The sequence below is a fragment of the Mesorhizobium sp. B2-6-1 genome (assembly GCF_006440475.1).
In the GTDB taxonomy this organism is placed as follows: Bacteria; Pseudomonadota; Alphaproteobacteria; order Rhizobiales; family Rhizobiaceae; genus Mesorhizobium.
The window spans coordinates 707,572-726,211 of record NZ_VFUH01000001.1 but is presented as its reverse complement, the minus strand read 5'-3'; the positions used below and the strand labels follow the sequence as shown (position 1 = coordinate 726,211).

Here is an 18,640-nt window from a genome sequence, read left to right as displayed (position 1 = left end):
TAAATGCCGCTCTGAAATCGCGGGCATTCTAGCGGAGGAAAAGCCGCGCGCCAGATGGCGGCCAGCACTTTAGGCCAAACGCATCAGGAGAGCGCGAAGGCGACCGCCGCTTCAGCATGGATGCGCGTCGTGTCGAAGACCGGAATGTCGAAATCCTGCTGGCCGATCAACATCGTGATTTCGGTGCAGCCCATGATCACGCAGTCGACATTTTCATCGCGCCGCAGGCGGTTGATCTCGGCGATATAGGCGGTTTTCGATGGCTCGGTGACGATGCCCTGGCAGAGCTCGTCATAGATGATGCGATGGACCATGTCGCGTCCTGCCTGGTCCGGCACGATCGGCTGCAATCCATATTTGTCGGCAAGCCGGCGCTTGTAGAAATCCTGCTCCATGGTGAACCGCGTTGCGAGCAGCGCCGGGCGCCGCATGCCGGCCGCCTTGACCGCGGCTGCGGTGGCGTCGGCGATGTGGGTCAGCGGGATCGACACCGAGGCCTGCACCTGGTCGGCGAGCTTGTGCATGGTGTTGGTACACAAAAGCAGGCCTTCCGCGCCAGCTGACTCGAGCTTGCGCGCGGCATCGACCAGAAGCGCGCCGGCGCCGTCCCAGTCCCCGTGATGCTGCAGCTCGGCGATCTCGGCGAAGTCGAAGGACCACAGCAGCAATTTCGCCGAATGCAGCCCGCCGAGACGCTGCCTCACGAGATCGTTGAGCAGGCGATAATAGATCGCCGTCGATTCCCAGCTCATGCCGCCCAGAAGGCCAAGGGTTTTCAAAACGGTTTCCTTTCCTTGCAGCGACTTATGATACAGTCCAAGGCGATGTTAAGGGCTACTCGATGAAAACAAAATCCAGCAGCAAAGCACGCAGCGAACTGTGCGCCGTGGTCGCTGAAGCCAGCAAAGGCAGCCCGACAACAATCACCAAGCGGGGACGCCCCGTGGCCATAGTGATATCGATCGAGGACGCCCGTCGACTCTATCCTGAAGAGTTTAGGCAACGTCCCGAACTGAAGGACACGACCAGCAATCCGCGCGAACGCTGAGCGACCTTACAAAAAGCTCTGCGGATCAATGTCGACCTGCACCCGGACCGAGCCGCGCTGCTTCGGCCCGTTGGCGAGCATGGTCCGGATAAACCTTTGCATGTCGGCGCGGCGCTCGCCCTGGATCAGCAGGCGGAAACGGTGACGGCCGCCGAGCAGCGACAGCGGCGCTTCGGCCGGCCCGAGCACGAACAGGTCGGATGCCTCGGGCGCGGCACGGCGCAGGCCGCGTGCATGGCCCTCGGCTTCCGCCCGCGTCACCGCGCTGACGATGACGCCGGCCAGCCGGCCGAAGGGTGGCAGAGCCGCCCGCTCGCGCTCGGAAATCTCGCGCTCGTAGAACGCGTCGGCATCGCCGGAGACGATCGCCCGCATCACCGGATGGTCGGGCTGGAAGGTCTGCAACAGGCCGAGGCTCTTCTTGCCGGTGCGCCCGGCGCGGCCGGTCACCTGGCTAAGCAGCTGGAAGGTGCGCTCGGCGGCGCGCGGATCGCCATTGGCAAGGCCGAGATCGGCATCGACGACACCAACCAAGGTCATGTTCGGGAAATTGTGGCCCTTGGCGACGAGTTGCGTGCCGATGACGATATCGGCCTCGCCATTGGCGATGGCTTCCAGCTCCAGCCGCAGCCGCCGCACGCCGCCCATCAGATCCGACGACAAAACGATGGTGCGCGCATTCGGGAAATGCGTGACGACTTCCTCGGCGATGCGCTCGACGCCCGGCCCGCAGGCGACCAGATGATCGAGCGTGCCGCATTCCGGACAGGCTTCCGGACGGCGCTCATTGTGCCCGCAATGGTGGCAGACCAGTTGGCCGCGAAAGCGGTGCTCGACGAGCCAGGCCGAGCAGACCGGGCAACCAAAGCGATGGCCGCAGACGCGGCACAGCGTCAGCGGCGCATAGCCGCGCCGGTTGAGGAACAAGAGCGATTGTTCCCTCTTCTCCATCGTCCGGCGCATGTGGTCGAGCAGCACCGGCGACAGGAAGCCGCCGCGCGCCGGCGGCGCGCGGCGCATGTCGATCGCTTTCAGATCGGGAAGTGCCGCCTCGGCGAAGCGGGCGGACAGCACCGCCCTGGCGTAGCGGCCCTGGCTGGCATTGACGCGACTCTCGACCGATGGCGTCGCCGATGCCAGCACCACGGGGAAGCCACCTATATGGCCGCGCACGACAGCCATGTCGCGGGCATTGTAGAAGACGCGGTCTTCCTGCTTGTAGGCGGGGTCGTGCTCCTCGTCGACGACGATCAGGCCAAGCTCCTTGAACGGCAGGAACAGCGCCGAGCGCGCGCCGGCCACAACCCGCACGCCGCCTTCCGCCACCTGCCGCCAGACGCGTTCGCGCATCCTCGGCGGCAGGTCGGAGTGCCATTCGGCGGGCTTGGCGCCAAAACGCTGCTGAAAACGTTCGAGGAAAGCGTGGGTCAATGCGATTTCGGGCAGCAGGATCAGCACCTGCTTGGCGCGGTCCAGTGCCGCCGCCACCGCCTCGAAATAAACCTCCGTCTTGCCCGAACCGGTGACGCCGTCGAGCAGTGCGACGTTGAAGCCGCCGCCCGCGACATTGGCGCGCAGCAGCCGTGCGGCTTCGTTCTGGTCGGGCATCAATTCCGGCGCGGCGTAGGCTGGGTCAGGCTCCGCCACCACGGGCCGCGGCGGGATCATCACCGTTTCGAACACGCCTTGCGCCTTCAGCCCCTCGATTACCGTCGACGACACGCCGGCCGCATGGGCAAGGCCGGATCGCGTCCAGGCCAGTCCGCCCTCGGCCGTCTCCAGCACGCGGGCCCGCGCATCCGTCATCCGGTCCGGAACGGCCGCGGTTCGCTGCAATCCCTCGATCCACGGTTCCGGATCGAAGGCCTCCGGCGCCCTCAGCAGCATGCGCGCCACCATGCCCGGCGCCGACAGCGTATACTGCGCCACCCAGTCGACGAAACGGCGCATCGCCCGATCGATCGGCGGGCAATCGAAGACCTGTTCGATCGGGCGCAGCTTTTTCGCGTCTACCGTCTCGACCGCGCCGTCCCAGACGATGCCGGCGACCTGGCGAGGCCCGAGCGGCACGCGTACGATCGAGCCCGGCACCACCCGCATGCCGGCGGGCACGGCATAGGTGTAGGGGCGTTCGGCCGGCATCGGCACCAGCACCGGTGCGGCTGCGACAAAGGGCGAATCTTCGATCATGAGGCGTGACCTTGCCCCGACTTTGCTCTAGATCAAAGGGCAACGCTGAACGCGCCTTCCCAAGCACGACGAAATCGTCAGGAGACCGCCATGAAATTTTTTGCCGACACCGCCGACATCAAGGAAATCCGCGAACTGATTGATCTGGGGCTGCTCGACGGCGTCACCACCAACCCGTCGCTGATTCTCAAATCGGGCGGCAAGATCTCCGAGGTCACCAAGCAAATCTGCGACATCGTCGAAGGTCCGGTTTCGGCCGAGGTCGTAGCCACCGAATACAAGCAGATGATGGCGGAGGCCGAGGTGCTGGCCAAGATCGCGCCGAATGTCGCCATCAAGGTGCCGTTGACGCTGGATGGATTGAAGGCCTGCAAGACGATCCGCACCCAGATGAACCGCATGGTCAATGTCACGCTCTGCTTCTCGGCCAACCAGGCGCTGCTCGCCGCCAAGGCAGGCGCCTCCTTCATCTCGCCCTTCGTCGGCCGCATCGACGATACCGGCTCGGACGGCATGGAAGCGATCCAGGAGATCCGTCAGATCTACGACAATTACGATTTCCAGACCGAGATCCTGACGGCTTCCGTGCGCACCGTGAACCACGTCAAGCAGGCGGCGCTCATCGGCGCCGATATCGTCACCGCGCCGCCCGCGACACTGAAGGCGCTGGTCAACCACCCGCTGACCGACAAGGGTCTTGCCGCCTTCCTCGCCGACTGGGCCAAGACCGGCCAGAAAATCGGCTGAGCGAGCTTATATCCGACACGAAAAAAGGCCGGGCAACCGGCCTTTTTTCGTGCGCTGCGGATCAAGAGGCCGGTCAGTCCGTGCCGTCATCCTCAGCTGCGGTTACCGGCGGGCGCCGGCCCATGATGATCTCGCGCTTGCCGACATGGTTTGGTGCACCGACCAGACCCTCCTTCTCCATGCGCTCGACCAGGGACGCGGCGCGGTTATAGCCGATGCCGAGGCGGCGCTGAATGTAGGACGTCGAGCACTTCTTGTCGCGCAACACCACCTTGACCGCCTCGTCATAGCTGGTATCGCCGTCCTCCGCCGCAACGGCGCCCTTGTCGAAGACCGCGCCCTCATCGCCTTCGTCTTCCTCTTCATCCTCGTCGGCCGTCACGGTTTCCAGGTATTCGGGGCGACCCTGCGCCTTCAGATGCGCCACGACATGCTCGACCTCCACGTCGGAGACAAACGGGCCGTGCACGCGGGCGATGCGCCCGCCGCCCATCATATGCAGCATGTCGCCCTGACCCAGCAGCTGCTCGGCGCCCTGCTCGCCAAGGATGGTGCGGCTGTCGATCTTGGAAGTGACCTGGAAGGAAATCCGGGTCGGGAAATTGGCCTTGATCGTGCCCGTGATGACATCGACCGAGGGGCGCTGCGTCGCCATGATCAGGTGGATGCCGGCCGCGCGCGCCATCTGCGCCAGGCGCTGGATGGCGCCTTCGATCTCCTTGCCGGCGACCATCATCAGGTCGGCCATCTCGTCGACGATGACGACGATGTAAGGCATTGGCGCGAGGTCGATTTCCTGCTGCTCGAAGAGCGGCTCGCCGGTGCCTTTTTCGAAGCCCGCCTGCACGGTCATGACGACCGTCTCGCCGTTTTCGCGGGCAGCGGCGGCGCGCTGATTGTAGCCGTCGATATTGCGCACGCCGAGCCGCGCCATCTTGCGATAGCGGTCCTCCATCTCGCGCACCGCCCATTTGAGCGCGGTAACGGCCTTTTTTGGATCGGTGACGACCGGGGTCAGAAGATGCGGGATGCCGTCATAGACGGAGAGTTCGAGCATCTTGGGATCGACCATGATCAGCCGGCATTCCTCCGGCTTCAGCCGGTAGAGCAGCGACAGGATCATCGTGTTGATGGCAACCGACTTGCCGGAACCGGTGGTGCCGGCAACGAGCAAGTGGGGCATCTTTGCCAGTTCGGCGATGACAGGCTCACCGCCGATCGTCTTGCCGAGGCAGAGCGCCAGCTTGCAGCCGGTCTTGCGGAAGCCCTCCGATTCGATCAGCTCGCGGAAATAGACGGTTTCGCGCGCCTCGTTCGGAAGCTCGATGCCGATGACGTTGCGGCCCGGCACGACGGCGACGCGCGCCGAGATCGCCGACATGGAGCGGGCGATGTCGTCGGCGAGACCGATGACGCGGGAGGATTTGACGCCCGGCGCCGGCTCGAATTCATAGAGAGTGACGACCGGACCGGGGCGAACATGGATGATCTCGCCGCGCACGCCGAAATCCTCGAGCACGCTTTCCAGAAGATCGGCATTCTGCTCGAGCCGCTCCTGCGACATGTAGAAGCCTTGTCCCTCCGGCGGCTGCTGCAACAATTCTTCTGAGGGGAGTTCGTACGTCTCGCCCGTCGCGGTCGGCACGATCCTGCCGACCAGTGGCGCTCGCGACGATGCGCACGCAGCCGGAGCCGGTACGGCTTGCTCCAAACTTTGCGTGACCAGTGCCGGAACGGCATTGCTTGCGACGGCGGGAATTGCGGCCGGAGCCCGGGCTTGCTGCGGCACGCGGTTCGCCGCCGGCTGAACCGCGGCCTGGTTGGAGTTGGCCGGACGGACATCCGGCACGGCGGACGGAGCTGGCGACCCGGGAAGGCATTCGATGACACGGAACAACGCGGTCGGATCGGCCGTTGGCGCGGGGCGGTTGTCGATCCGCTCGGTGACCACAGGCGCGGTCGTGCGTGCAACCGAAACGGCCCGAGGCGCGGGTGACGGGCCTTCGACCAAATAGGGCGCCATGACCTCGAAAAAGACGTGATCCGACAGATAGGGCCAGCGCACATTTTCGCGCGCCGTCGTCTTGACCGGGGCTGTCGCTGCTTGGGCGGACGCTGCCGGTGCGGACGCCCGCGCCGCCGCAGTCATCCTGTGGCCCGCAGGCGTAGCGGCGGCCCGCGCCTTTTCGCCGGCATGCCCTGACGGAACGGGGGCCGGGGCCGGTTGCACCACCGCTCTGTTGCCGACGGGCGGCCTGGCGGCGCCCGAAGAAAGGTTTCGGCTTGGTATCGGCGCCGATGAAGACGTCCCAGCCGCGGTGGATTGGCCAGGTGCCTGCGGTGCTGGTGATTCGCTTTGCTCGACGGCAATCGCCTCGTCCCGCGGACGGCGCGTGCTGGCTTCATAGTCCGGCGTGCGCGTAAACCGCACATTGGGCGCCAGGAAGAAATAGTCTTGCCAGGCAGGGCTTTCGTTGCCGCCGAGATCGACAGGGGATGGGGAAGGGCCGGCTCCTGCTGCTCTTGCCCGCTGGCTGTCCGCCTTGTTGTCCACACCCGTGAAACGCTTCACCCCGGGGTCATCGGGCGACGCTGCCTTCAATGAACTGACCCGAGGAAAACGCTTGGATTCCATGCTCAAGACTCACGCTGAAATGTCTGCTGAGCAATAGAGAGCGAGTGGTTAACAGTTGCTTCCCGTCGGCCCCCCAAGAGCGGCGAAGCGTGACTTTCACAGCGGTGTCGGACGATCGGACCCGTGCGGCCGATCGTCATCCCACGATCGTCAACACACCCGCGTGCTTCGGCTAAAGGCGAACGGAGAACCGGCTCCGGAGCCGTGGCAAAGGCGGCCTTCAGGCACCAGATTGTTATGCCACCATGAAACGGAGAGCGGCGCTAACCGGCCGTCTTGCCGTGCCGTGCGAGATCCTGGGCGATGGACAGTTGCAGCGCGTTGGCAAGCTCGCGCGCGGCGCGGTTCTCGGCATCGATCTGTGCCCGGTACGCGGCGAATTCCTGGCGCGGCCTGTCGAAGGACGAAGTGATCGCCCGCTTGCCGGTCGCGATCACCGCCCCGGTTTTGGCATCGGTCAGCCTGTAGCCGGCGGTCAGCGTCACCGAACCGGCGGTCGGCTCGTCCTGGTCGGTTCCGACCTGCACGAGCGCCGAGGATTCAACGGCTTCGGTCACGCCGAGGTCGAGCGAGTAGGCCGGCGATGCCGGTTCGCCGGCGCCGCGCCCAAATCCGAAGATCAAATTGTTGCGCACCTGCTGGCCGTAACGCGTCCTGACCGGTTTGATGGCGATCGACGCCAGTTCGGCATTGGCGCTCGAGCCGGTCGACAGCGGCGCGCTCGAGTAGAGCGGCCGCACCTGGCAGGCCGAAACGAGCGCAAGCGAGCCGACAAGGCCGGCAAGCGCGGCACGGCGCAGCAAACGGCTCAGCTCTGTCTTTTCCCGATCAGGCAACGACATTGACGATCCTCTGCGGCACGATGATCACCTTGCGCGGAGCCTTGCCTTCGAGCGCCTTCTGCACGAAGTCGAGAGCGAGCACGGCTTTTTCGACCGCACCTTGGTCCGCGTCGCGGGCAATTGTCAAATCCCCGCGCTTCTTGCCGTTGACCTGGACCGGGTAGGTGACCTCATTGTCGACGACCAGCGCCGGGTCGAAGATCGGCCACGGCCGTTCTGCAACCAGATCGGCACCGCCGAGCGCCTCCCAGCATTCCTCGGCCAGATGCGGCATGATCGGCGCGATCAGGTGCACGAGCACCTCCACGGCCTCCCGGCAGGCGCCTTTGAGCGCGGTATCGGCCTTGCCTTCGGCCACCTCATTGAGCGGCGTGGTCAGCACGTTGGCGAGTTCGTAGATGCGGGCGATGGCGCGGTTGAATGCGAGTTTCTCGATGTCTTCGCCGACCGCTTTCAGGATCTTGTGCGTGGCCTTGGAAACCGCCCCGGCTTCACCGCCACCGCCCGCTATGGGTGCGATGCCGGCCAGCGATTCGGCCGCGGTCGAGACCAGGCGCCAGATGCGCTGCATGAAGCGATGCGCGCCGGCGGCGCCATCGTCGGTCCATTCGACGTCGCGTTCGGGCGGCGAATCCGACAGCATGAACCAGCGCGCGGTGTCGGCGCCGTAGCCGTCGGTGATGTCTTCCGGGCTGACCGTGTTCTTCTTCGACTTCGACATCTTTTCCAGGGAGCCGATCTCCGCCGTCTCGCCCGTGGCGATCTCGACGGCGCGGCGCTTGCCGTCGACGTCCTCCAGCCGCACCTCGGTCGGCGCCAGCCAGCGCCCGTTCGATGCCGATCCCACGCGATAGGTCTCGTGCACCACCATGCCTTGCGTGAACAGGCCCTTGAACGGCTCGGCCAGGTCGAGATGGCCGGTCTCGCGCATGGCCCGGGTGAAGAAGCGCGAATAGAGCAGATGCAGGATCGCGTGCTCGATGCCGCCGATATACTGGTCGACGGCCAGCCACTCGTTCGCCGCCTTCGGGTCGGTCGGCTCATTCGCCCAGGGCGCGGTGAAGCGGGCGAAATACCAGGACGAATCGACGAACGTGTCCATCGTGTCGGTTTCGCGCCGCGCATCCTTGCCGCATTGCGGGCATTTGACATGCCGCCAGGTCGGGTGGCGGTCCAGCGGGTTGCCTGGGCGGTCGAACTCGACATCGTCGGGCAGCTTCACCGGCAGGTCTGCCTTCGGCACCGGCACCACGCCGCAATCCTCGCAATGGATCATCGGGATCGGACAGCCCCAGTAGCGCTGGCGCGAAATGCCCCAGTCGCGCAGGCGGAAGTTGACCTTGCGCTCGGCCATCGGCCGGTTGCCGATCGTCTTCTGCTCCAGCAGCTTCGCCACCTCGTCGAACGCCCGCTCTGGCTTCATGCCATCGAGGAAGCGCGAATTGATCATCACGCCGTCGTCGACATAGGCTTCGTCGATGACCTGGAAGGTCTTGGGATCAGCACCTTCCGGCATCACCACCGGGATCACCGGCAGGCCGTATTTGTTGGCGAAATCGAGGTCGCGCTGGTCGCCGGACGGGCAGCCGAAGATGGCGCCGGTGCCGTAGTCCATCAGCACGAAATTGGCGACGTAGACCGGCAGCGTCCAGTTCTCGTCGAACGGATGCACGACGCGGATGCCGGTGTCGAAGCCCTTCTTCTCGGCCGTCTCCAGCGCCGCCACCGAAGTGCCCATATGGCGGACTTCGTCAATAAAGCTCGCCAGCGCCGGATTGGTCTCGGCGGCCTTCCTGGCCAGCGGATGGTCGGCGGCGACCGCCATGAAGGAGGCGCCGAAGATGGTGTCGGGCCTCGTCGTATAGACTTCCAGCTCCTGCTCGCCGGCGACGGGAGCCGCCAGCGGCCAGCGGACCAGCAGGCCTTCCGAACGGCCGATCCAATTGTGCTGCATCAGCTTGACCTTCTCGGGCCATTCGTCGAGGCGATCGAGCGAATCCAGGAGATCCTGCGCAAAGTCGGTTATCCTGAAGAACCATTGCGTCAGCTCGCGTTGTTCGACCAGCGCGCCCGAGCGCCAGCCGCGCCCGTCGATGACCTGCTCGTTGGCGAGCACCGTCATGTCCTCCGGATCCCAATTGACCTTCGAGGATTTGCGCGTCACCAGGCCCTTCTCGACAAAGTCGAGGAACAGCATCTGCTGGCGGTGGTAGTAGTCGACATCGCAGGTCGCGAATTCGCGCGCCCAGTCCAGCGACAGGCCCATGACCTTGAGCTGCTCGCGCATGGTGGCGATGTTCTGGTAGGTCCATTCCTTGGGATGGACCTTGTTCTGCATCGCCGCGTTCTCGGCCGGCATGCCGAAGGCGTCCCAGCCCATCGGATGCAGCACGTTGAAACCCTTGGCCCGCTTGTAGCGCGCCACGACATCGCCCATCGTATAGTTGCGCGTATGCCCGATATGGATGCGTCCCGATGGATAGGGGAACATCTCCAGCACGTAGTATTTCGGGCGCGGATCATCGTTGTGCGCCTCGAACAGCTTCCTGTCGGCCCAGGCCTTCTGCCATTTGGGCTCTGACGCGCGCGGATTGTATCGTTCGGTTGCCATGGGACGTTTTTCACTTAAAAAGCATGCGGACTGCGGGCGACAGCTCGGCAGTCCATTGGATGTGGTCCGGGTGTTCACCATGGTTTGGCAAACCCGTCAACCATATGGGTATCGCGTCTGGAAAAAACGCGGTCAAAACAGCGGGATTTGGACATGGGCGACGCCGTTCAGCAGGTTTTAGCGGTCAAGGCGAAGATCGCCGCCGCCGAGCGCGAAGCCCGGCGCGACGCTGGCGCGGTGACGCTGGTCGCCGTTTCCAAGACCTTTGACGCCGCCGACATCAGGCCCGTCATCGAGGCCGGCCAGCGCGTCTTCGGCGAGAACCGGGTGCAGGAAGCGCAGGGCAAGTGGCCGGCGCTGAAAGAGGCTTTCCCCGATGTCGAACTGCATCTGATCGGACCGCTGCAATCGAACAAAGCCAGGGAAGCCGTGGCGCTGTTCGACGTCATCGAGACGGTCGATCGTGAGAAGATTTCCGCCGAACTCGCCAAGGAGATCGCCCGGCAAGGCCGGGCACCGAAACTCTACGTCCAGGTCAACACCGGCTCCGAGCCGCAGAAGGCCGGCATCGAGCCGCGCGAGGCCGTGACCTTCGTCGCCCGCTGCCGCGATGTCCACGGCCTCGCCATCGAAGGCCTGATGTGCATTCCGCCGGCGGACGAGAACCCTGGCCCGCATTTCGCCCTGCTGGAAAAATTGGCGCGGGAGGCAGGCGTCGCCAAACTGTCGATGGGCATGTCCGGCGATTACGAGACGGCCATCGCCTTCGGCGCCACCAGTGTCAGGGTCGGTTCGGCGATCTTCGGCAGTCGATAAAGCCGTCCGCCCTGGGTTGGCCCTGTCGTCTGTGAGTTCTAAGCCCATGATACACAGACGGACTGAACACATCTTGCGAGTTAAGCGAGGAGTAGTCTTCTTGAGCTGGCAGCTGCGGGACGCAAGAAACAACCTCTCGAAGCTGGTAAGACAGTCGCGCGAAAAAGGGCCGCAAACCATTACGGTGCGAGGGCAGCCATCTGCCGTGGTGCTAGCGGTTGAGGACTACGAACGGTGGGTTGGCGCAAAGCCCTCCCTTGCGCAATATCTTCTCTCCGGCCCCGTCTGGGATGACGAGTTTGTCGAGGAGGTCAATCGCCGCCCGAACACAATGATCCGAGCGGTCCATCTCTGACAAGTTTCTGTCACCGGCAAGATGGTCCAGTTCTACCGGCTGATTACGCCAGCGCTGGAAACGAAACGTACCGTTCCTATTTGATCTGTGTCATCACAAATCTTTGGAGCCTTCGCCATGCGTTACAACCAGCTTGGAAATACCGGCCTGTTCGTCTCCGAACTCTGCCTCGGCACCATGACCTTCGGCGCCGCCGGCCAGAATGCCCAATGGGGCCTGATCGCCAGCCTCGACCAGAAAGGCGTCAACGAGATCGTCGGCCGCTCGCTCGCCGCCGGGGTCAATTTCTTCGACACGGCCGATGTCTATTCCTTCGGCGAATCCGAGCGCCTGCTTGGCCAGTCGCTCAGGGATCTCGGCGTTGACAGGTCGAGCGTGGTCATCGCCACCAAGGTTCACGGCGCCATGGGCGAGGGCCCGAACCAGCGCGGCTCCTCGCGCGGCCACATCATGGATTCGGTCGATGCCAGCCTCGAGCGGCTGCAGCTCGATCACATCGATCTCTATCAGCTGCACGGAACCGACGCGGTGACGCCGATCGACGAAACGCTGCGGGCACTGGACGATCTCGTTGCCAGCGGCAAGGTCCGCTATGTCGGCGTCTCCAACTGGCAGGCCTGGCGCATCGCCAAGGCGCTCGGCGTCGCCGACCGCAAGGGCTTTGCCCGTTTCGAGACCATCCAGTCCTATTACTCGATCGCCGGTCGCGATCTCGAGCGCGAGATCGTACCGCTGATCAACGATGAGAAGCTCGGCCTGATGGTCTGGTCGCCAATGGCCGGCGGCCTGCTGTCCGGCAAATACGGCCCTGGTGCGCCCGGCAATGGCGAGGGCCGCCGCGCCTCCTTCAACTTCCCACCGGTCAACGAGGACCGCGCCTGGGCGGCGGTCGCGGTCATGCGCGAGATCGCCAAAAAGCATGACGTCAGCGTCGCTACCGTGGCACTCGGCTATGTCCTGGCCAAGCCCTTCGTGATGAGCGTGATCATCGGCGCCAGCCGCATGGATCAGCTCGAACAGAACCTTGCCGCCACGAACCTCAAACTTGATACCGATGATCTCGCCAGACTGGACGAGGTGAGCGCGCTGCCGGCCGAATATCCCGGCTGGATGCTGGAGCGGCAGGCCGCCGGCCGGCGTCCGGCGCCGTTCGTGCCGAAGGCCTGATCGCTTTTCTAGCCTGCTTCGAAGCCGCGTGCCTTAGGTACGCGGCTTCTCAGTTAGAGCAATTCCAAGAAAAGTGTGGGCGGTTTTCTGTCCAGAATTGCGTCAAAACAAAGAGTTAGAGCGGTTCGCCGTTTCCATGAAACGGTGAACTGCTCTAGAGGCGAACGGCCTCCGAGAGAAAATCGAGAAAAGCCCGCACCCGCGCAGGCAGATGCTTGCCCTGGCCGACATAGACGGCATGGGTGGCCTCCTCGTCGCCTGGGTTGAATTCCTCCAGCAACGGGACGAATGCCCCGGCGTCGATGTCCGGCTGGACATGCCAGCGCGCCAGCCGAGCGATTCCGCCTCCCGCCAGCGCCATCCGCCGCATCGCCTCGCCGTCGGTCAGCGTTGCGTTTCCGACAACCGGGACGATGACCGGCGCACCTGCCGCATCGACAAAAGGCCAGCCGTCTATATGCCGCGCAAAGCCGAAGGCCAGCATATTGTGACGCCCGAGATCGGCCAGCGTGCGCGGCGTCCCACGCGCGTCGACATAGGAGGGTGCCGCGACCAGCACCATCCGGCTCTGCCCCAGTTTGCGCGCTACCAGCCGTGACTCGCGCAAGGGCCCGGCGCGTATCGCCACATCGGCGCGCTCCTCCAGAAGGTCGATCACGCTGTCTGTCAGCACGGCGTCGACGGAAATCTCGGGATAACGCTCCAGAAACCGAGGCAGCAGCGACATCAGCCGGTGGTGGCCGAACGGCACGTAGCTGTTGACCCTCAACCGGCCGCGCGGCGCCGCCCCGGCGGCCGCCTCGCGCTCGGCCGCGTCCATGTCGGCGAGGATGCGCATGCCGCTGTCGTAGAAAGCAGTGCCTTCCGGCGTCAGTTGCAGCTTGCGCGTCGAGCGGGTGACCAGCCGCGCGCCGAGCCTGGCCTCCAGCCGCGCGATCAATTTGCTCACCGCGGACGGGGTCATGCGCAAGGCACGTGCCGCCGCCGAAAAGCTGCCCGCCTCGACGACGCGCACAAACACTTCGATCTCGCCGGAACGGTTGATGTCGGATCTCGCCATCTGTGAATCTATTTCACAGAAAGTATGCCTGGAGCAAGTCTGGTTCACATCGCATGGCCCCACGATCTTCCCGGTCGGGGCGCAGCCTGGACAGGGCGCCCGTCACCGCCGAAGTGGAAACATCATGCCTCTCGCTCTCTATGCTCTCGCCGCCGGCGCCTTCGGCATCGGCGTCACCGAATTCGTCATCATGGGCCTGCTCATCGACGTCAGCAAAGATCTCGGCGTCTCGATCTCGGCCGCCGGCCAACTGATTTCCGGCTATGCGCTGGGCGTCGTCATCGGAGCACCTCTGCTGACGATCGCCACCGGCAACTGGCCGCGCAAGACGGTGCTTCTGGCGCTGATGGCGATCTTCACCATTGGCAATCTGGCCTGTGCGCTGGCGCCTGATTATTGGACGTTGATGGGCGCGCGCGTCATCACCGCCTTTGCCCATGGCACCTTCTTCGGCGTCGGCTCGGTGGTCGCCACCGAATTGGTCGCTCCCAACAAGAAGGCGTCGGCGATCGCGCTCATGTTCACCGGCCTGACCATCGCCAACATTCTCGGCGTTCCCTTCGGCACCTGGCTGGGCCAGGCTTTCGGCTGGCGCGCCACCTTCTGGGCGGTGACCGCGGTCGGTCTCGCGGCCTTTGCCGTCATCCTGGCACTGGTGCCGCGCAGCCGGACAGCTCCCGAGAAGAGCGACCTGCGCGCCGATCTCGCCGTGCTGCGCCGCACGCCCGTCCTGCTCGGCTTCGCCACCACTGTTCTCGGCTATGCCGGCGTCTTCGCCGTCTTCACCTATATCGCCCCGTTGCTGACCGAGATCAGCGGCTTCAAGGAAGCGGCCGTTTCGCCGATCCTGCTCGTCTTCGGCGGCGGCCTCATCGCCGGCAATATCGCCGGCGGCAAGATCGCCGACCGCTGGCTGGTGCCGGCGGTGCTCGGCAGCCTCGTGGTGCTCGCCCTGGTTCTGGCGACCATGAGCTTTGCTATCCACAGCCAGGTGTTGGCCGTGATCTATGTCGGCCTGCTGGGCGCCGCCGCCTTCGCCACCGTGGCGCCTTTGCAGATGTGGGTGCTGGAAAAGGCCCAAGGTGCTGGCCAGAGCCTCGCCTCGTCCTTCAACATCGCCGCCTTCAACCTCGGCAACGCCGCCGGCGCTTGGCTCGGCGGCGCGGTCATTGCCCAAGGTCTTGGCCTGGGTTCGCTCACCTGGGTCGCCGCGCTGCTGCCGGTCGCGGCACTCGCCGTGGCGGGACTGGCCCTGCGTCTCGATCGCGGCACCGCGCTCGGCGCGCCCGTCTGCGTCCGGTCGTGAAGCTCGCCGGCAAGCCGGATCGATTCGACTTCTTTCAAAATCACAAGGAGTAAGAAAATGGACTATCGAAATCTTGGCGCATCGGGCCTGAAAGTGCCGGTGCTCTCGTTCGGAGCGGGAACCTTCGGCGGTTCCGGCCCGCTGTTCGGCGCGTGGGGCAACAGCGACGCCAGGGAAGCGCGGCGGCTGGTCGACATCTGCCTCGAGGCCGGCGTCAATCTGTTCGACACCGCCGATGTCTATTCGAACGGCGCCTCGGAAGAGGTGCTCGGCGAGGCGATCAAGGGCCGGCGCGATGCCGTGCTGATCTCGACCAAGACCTCGCTGCCGATGGGCGACGGGCCGGCCGACTATGGTTCCTCGCGTTCGCGGCTGATCAAGGCCGTCGACGCCGCGCTGAAGCGGCTCGGCACCGATTACATCGACCTGTTGCAGTTGCATGCCTTCGATGCCGGCACGCCGATCGAGGAGGTGCTGTCGACGCTGGACGGCCTCGTGCGCGCCGGCAAATTGCGCTATGTCGGCGTCTCCAATTTCTCCGGCTGGCAGGTGATGAAGTCGCTCGGGCTGGCCGACAGGCACGGCTATCCGCGCTATGTCGCGCATCAGGTCTACTATTCGCTGGTCGGCCGCGACTATGAATGGGAGTTGATGCCGCTCGGCCTCGATCAGGGCGTCGGCGCGCTGGTCTGGAGTCCGCTCGGCTGGGGCCGCCTGACCGGCAAGATCCGTCGCGGCCAGCCCGTGCCGGAAAAGAGCCGGCTGCACGACACCGCGAGCTTCGGACCGCCGGTCGAGGACGAGCATCTCTACCGGGTCATGGAGGCCCTCGATGCGGTGGCGCAGGAGACCGGCAGGACCGTGCCGCAGATCGCCATCAACTGGCTGTTGCAGCGCCCGACCGTGTCGTCCGTCATCATCGGCGCCCGCAACGAGGAGCAGTTGCGCCAGAACCTCGGCGCCGTCGGCTGGACGTTGACGCCGGAGCAGATCGGGAAGCTCGATGCGGCAAGCGAGGTCACCGCGCCCTACCCTTATTTTCCCTACCGCCGCCAGGAGGGCTTTGCCCGGCTGAGCCCGCCGGCGGTTTGAGCGTGTCCGACCGCTAGAGCCGAAGGTTAGCGGGGCAGCGCCCGCCTCTGTCCTGCCGGACATCTCCCCCACGGGGGGAGATTGGATGTCACCTCGGCTTTCGCCAATTTCCAACGTGAAGGGATGGCGCTGTTAGCAAAGCTGCCGATCTCCCCCCTCGTGGGGGAGATGTCCGGCAGGACAGAGGGGGGCGCCGTAGAGTGCCGACCTTACGGCCTCGAAGCAGCGGCCCCTAATGCAGCACGAATTCGCCGTCGACCTTGCGCCACTCGTTGGGCGCGATGAGCTTCTGGTGCGTGTAGCTGACCGAATGCAGCGGCCCCTCGAGCTTGGTCTTCCAGAACTCGATGAAGCGGATCAGCACCGGAAACTTCGGCGCGATGTCGTAGTCCTGCCATATGAAGCTCTGCAACAGATGCGGATGGTCTGGGAAATGATAAAGGATATTGGCCGTAGTCAGGCCATAGCCCCGCAGCATCAGGTCCATTTCAAGCTGGTCGCGCATTTTTGCTCCCCGGGTTGATTCTCCTTCCTCCCAACAATGGATTGTGCGCGCGGTTGCTTAACCGTCTATTGATTTTTTCTTGATCGAAACCGGCTTTAGCACGCGAAAACATGAAGTTAGCAGCGGTCCGGTGCAAGTGCTGACAGCAGCCGCGGACCCATGTGCGGCATCCCGCCGCGCAAACCCAACGTCTAATGTTGCCGTCATCGCGGAACTGTTAATAATGCGCGCGAATTCGCGGCCGCGTCGGCGCGATCCCGCTGGCGGTTCAAGCCGGCGTTAGTTTCGGGAGGAAAAGCAGGAAATGTCCGAGGTTCATGTCCACCGCGTTCAGCCGGCCTGGAAGAAGAATGCGCTGATCGACAACGACACCTATCTCAAATGGTACGCCGACAGCGTGAAGAATCCGGACAGGTTCTGGGGCAAGCACGGCAAGCGCATCGACTGGTTCAAACCCTTCTCCAAGGTCAGCAACGCCTCCTTCGACGGCAAGGTCTCAATCAAATGGTTCGAGGACGGCCAGACCAACGTCTCCTACAACTGCATCGACCGCCACCTGAAGAAGCGCGGCAACCAGACCGCCATCATCTGGGAAGGCGACAACCCCTACGACGACCGCAAGATCACCTACAATGAGCTCTATGCGCATGTCTGCCGCTTCGCCAACGTGCTGAAGAAGCACGGCGTCAAGAAGGGCGACCGCGTCACCCTCTATATGCCCATGATCCCGGAAGCGGCCTATGCGATGCTCGCCTGCACGCGTATCGGCGCCATCCACTCGGTCGTCTTCGGCGGCTTTTCGCCCGACGCGCTCGCCGGCCGCATCGACGATTGCAAGTCAACCATCGTCATCACCGCTGACGAGGGCCTGCGCGGCGGCAAGCCGATCCCGTTGAAGGAGAACACCGACAAGGCAATCGAGATCGCGGCAAAAGCCGGTACCAGGGTCGAAAAGGTAGTGGTGGTCCGCCGCACCGGCGGCAAGATCGGCTGGGCGCCGGGCCGCGACGTCTGGTACCACGAAGAGGCCGCGACCGTTAAGGCTGAGTGCAAGCCGGAGAAGATGAAGGCGGAGGATCCGCTGTTCATCCTCTATACATCGGGTTCGACCGGCAAGCCGAAAGGCGTGCTGCACACCACGGCGGGTTATCTCGTCTACGTCTCGATGACGCACCAATATGTCTTCGACTATCATGATGGCGACATCTACTGGTGCACCGCCGATGTCGGCTGGGTCACCGGCCACAGCTACATCGTCTACGGGCCGCTCGCCAACGGCGCCACCACGCTGATGTTCGAGGGCGTGCCCAACTACCCCTCGCAGTCGCGCTTCTGGGAAGTCATCGATAAGCACCAGGTCAACATCTTCTACACCGCGCCGACGGCGCTGCGCGCCCTGATGGGCGCCGGCGACAATCATGTGAAAAAGGCGTCGCGCAAATCGCTGCGCGTGCTGGGCTCGGTCGGCGAACCGATCAATCCGGAGGCATGGGAGTGGTATTTCAACGTCGTCGGCAACGCCAAGGTGCCGATCGTCGACACCTGGTGGCAGACCGAGACCGGCGGCATCATGATCACGCCGCTGCCGGGCGCCACCGACCTCAAGGCCGGCTCGGCCACGCGGCCCTTCTTCGGTGTCAAGCCGCAACTGGTCGACGGTGAGGGCCAGGTGCTTGAAGGAGCCGCCGACGGCAATCTGTGCATCACCGAGTCCTGGCCCGGCCAGATGCGCACCGTCTATGGCGATCACGACCGCTTCGTGCAGACCTATTTTTCGACCTATAAGGGCAAGTACTTCACCGGCGACGGCTGCCGCCGCGATGCCGACGGCTATTACTGGATCACCGGCCGCGTCGACGACGTCATCAACGTCTCCGGCCACCGCATGGGCACGGCCGAGGTCGAATCCGCCTTGGTCAGCCACGACAAGGTTTCGGAAGCCGCCGTCGTCGGTTATCCCCACGACATCAAAGGCCAGGGCATCTACTGCTACGTCACACTGATGGCCGGCGAGACGCCGAGCGAGGACTTGCGCAAGGAGCTCCTCGCCCATGTCCGCAAGGAGATCGGCGCCATTGCCACGCCCGACAAGATCCAGTTCGCACCCGGCCTGCCCAAGACCCGCTCGGGCAAGATCATGCGGCGCATCCTGCGCAAGATTGCCGAGGACGATTTCGGCGCCCTTGGCGATACCTCGACGCTCGCCGATCCGGCCGTCGTCGACGACCTCGTCGCCAACCGCCAGAACAAGAAAGGCTGACACCGG

General features: G+C 64.4%; 15 protein-coding genes. 8 read left to right on the top strand and 7 right to left on the bottom strand.

Going from position 1 to position 18,640, the window contains the following annotated elements; translation table 11 throughout:
- Positions 1-83: 83 nt before the first annotated feature.
- Positions 84-779, bottom strand: a complete 696-nt coding sequence (locus FJ443_RS03750) for an aspartate/glutamate racemase family protein (RefSeq protein WP_140566756.1) — start codon at positions 777-779, stop codon at positions 84-86.
- Positions 780-841: 62 nt separating this feature from the next.
- Between FJ443_RS03750 and FJ443_RS03745 the strand changes: the two genes are divergently transcribed.
- Positions 842-1,048, top strand: a complete 207-nt coding sequence (locus FJ443_RS03745) for a type II toxin-antitoxin system prevent-host-death family antitoxin (RefSeq protein ID WP_140492958.1) — start codon at positions 842-844, stop codon at positions 1,046-1,048.
- 6 nt (positions 1,049-1,054) lie between these two features.
- On the opposite strand, the gene FJ443_RS03740 is transcribed toward FJ443_RS03745, so the two are convergent.
- Positions 1,055-3,238 carry a primosomal protein N' gene (locus tag FJ443_RS03740; RefSeq protein WP_140649923.1) on the bottom strand — a complete coding sequence of 728 codons (2,184 nt, stop codon included), beginning with the start codon at positions 3,236-3,238 and terminating at the stop codon, positions 1,055-1,057.
- A 90-nt stretch (positions 3,239-3,328) separates the two neighbouring features.
- Here FJ443_RS03740 and fsa point away from each other — a divergent pair, with 90 nt between their 5' ends.
- A complete protein-coding gene (gene fsa, locus FJ443_RS03735; RefSeq protein WP_140662813.1) occupies positions 3,329-3,985 on the top strand; it encodes a fructose-6-phosphate aldolase in 657 nt (218 codons plus the stop codon).
- Between the two features lie 73 nt (positions 3,986-4,058).
- On the opposite strand, the gene FJ443_RS03730 is transcribed toward fsa, so the two are convergent.
- The 3 genes from FJ443_RS03730 to leuS form a co-directional block, all read right to left on the bottom strand.
- A complete protein-coding gene (locus FJ443_RS03730; RefSeq protein ID WP_140662811.1) occupies positions 4,059-6,620 on the bottom strand; it encodes a DNA translocase FtsK in 2,562 nt (853 codons plus the stop codon).
- A 263-nt stretch (positions 6,621-6,883) separates the two neighbouring features.
- Positions 6,884-7,462: an LPS assembly lipoprotein LptE gene (lptE, locus tag FJ443_RS03725; protein ID WP_140518239.1), complete on the bottom strand. Its 579-nt coding sequence runs from the start codon at positions 7,460-7,462 to the stop codon at positions 6,884-6,886.
- On the bottom strand, positions 7,449-10,073 hold the full coding sequence (gene leuS, locus FJ443_RS03720; protein WP_140662809.1) for a leucine--tRNA ligase: 2,625 nt from the start codon (positions 10,071-10,073) through the stop codon (positions 7,449-7,451). The genes lptE and leuS overlap by 14 nt, the downstream gene beginning before the upstream one ends.
- Positions 10,074-10,226: 153 nt before the next feature.
- On the opposite strand from leuS, the gene FJ443_RS03715 reads away from it, so the two are divergent.
- The 3 genes from FJ443_RS03715 to FJ443_RS03705 all read left to right on the top strand — a co-directional run bounded on the left by FJ443_RS03715 (position 10,227) and on the right by FJ443_RS03705 (position 12,411).
- Positions 10,227-10,889 carry a YggS family pyridoxal phosphate-dependent enzyme gene (locus FJ443_RS03715; protein WP_140662807.1) on the top strand — a complete coding sequence of 221 codons (663 nt, stop codon included), beginning with the start codon at positions 10,227-10,229 and terminating at the stop codon, positions 10,887-10,889.
- 100 nt (positions 10,890-10,989) lie between these two features.
- Positions 10,990-11,244, top strand: coding sequence for a type II toxin-antitoxin system Phd/YefM family antitoxin (locus tag FJ443_RS03710; RefSeq protein WP_140524994.1), 255 nt, complete (start codon positions 10,990-10,992; stop codon positions 11,242-11,244).
- Positions 11,245-11,361: 117 nt separating this feature from the next.
- Complete coding sequence (locus FJ443_RS03705; protein WP_140662804.1) at positions 11,362-12,411, top strand: aldo/keto reductase; 1,050 nt, start codon at positions 11,362-11,364, stop codon at positions 12,409-12,411.
- Positions 12,412-12,565: 154 nt separating this feature from the next.
- On the opposite strand, the gene FJ443_RS03700 is transcribed toward FJ443_RS03705, so the two are convergent.
- The gene (locus FJ443_RS03700) at positions 12,566-13,471 is read right to left on the bottom strand and encodes a LysR family transcriptional regulator (protein WP_140662801.1); all 906 of its coding nucleotides are present in this window, start codon (positions 13,469-13,471) and stop codon (positions 12,566-12,568) included.
- 124 nt (positions 13,472-13,595) lie between these two features.
- Here FJ443_RS03700 and FJ443_RS03695 point away from each other — a divergent pair, with 124 nt between their 5' ends.
- Positions 13,596-14,777 carry an MFS transporter gene (locus FJ443_RS03695; protein WP_140662799.1) on the top strand — a complete coding sequence of 394 codons (1,182 nt, stop codon included), beginning with the start codon at positions 13,596-13,598 and terminating at the stop codon, positions 14,775-14,777.
- Positions 14,778-14,834: 57 nt separating this feature from the next.
- Positions 14,835-15,869 carry an aldo/keto reductase gene (locus tag FJ443_RS03690; RefSeq protein ID WP_140624948.1) on the top strand — a complete coding sequence of 345 codons (1,035 nt, stop codon included), beginning with the start codon at positions 14,835-14,837 and terminating at the stop codon, positions 15,867-15,869.
- Between the two features lie 232 nt (positions 15,870-16,101).
- On the opposite strand, the gene FJ443_RS03680 is transcribed toward FJ443_RS03690, so the two are convergent.
- A complete protein-coding gene (locus FJ443_RS03680; RefSeq protein WP_140492921.1) occupies positions 16,102-16,374 on the bottom strand; it encodes an usg protein in 273 nt (90 codons plus the stop codon).
- Positions 16,375-16,678: 304 nt separating this feature from the next.
- Between FJ443_RS03680 and acs the strand changes: the two genes are divergently transcribed.
- Positions 16,679-18,634 (top strand): acetate--CoA ligase, encoded by a 1,956-nt coding sequence (gene acs / locus FJ443_RS03675; RefSeq protein WP_140624947.1) that lies wholly within the window; start codon positions 16,679-16,681, stop codon positions 18,632-18,634.
- Positions 18,635-18,640 lie beyond the last annotated feature (6 nt).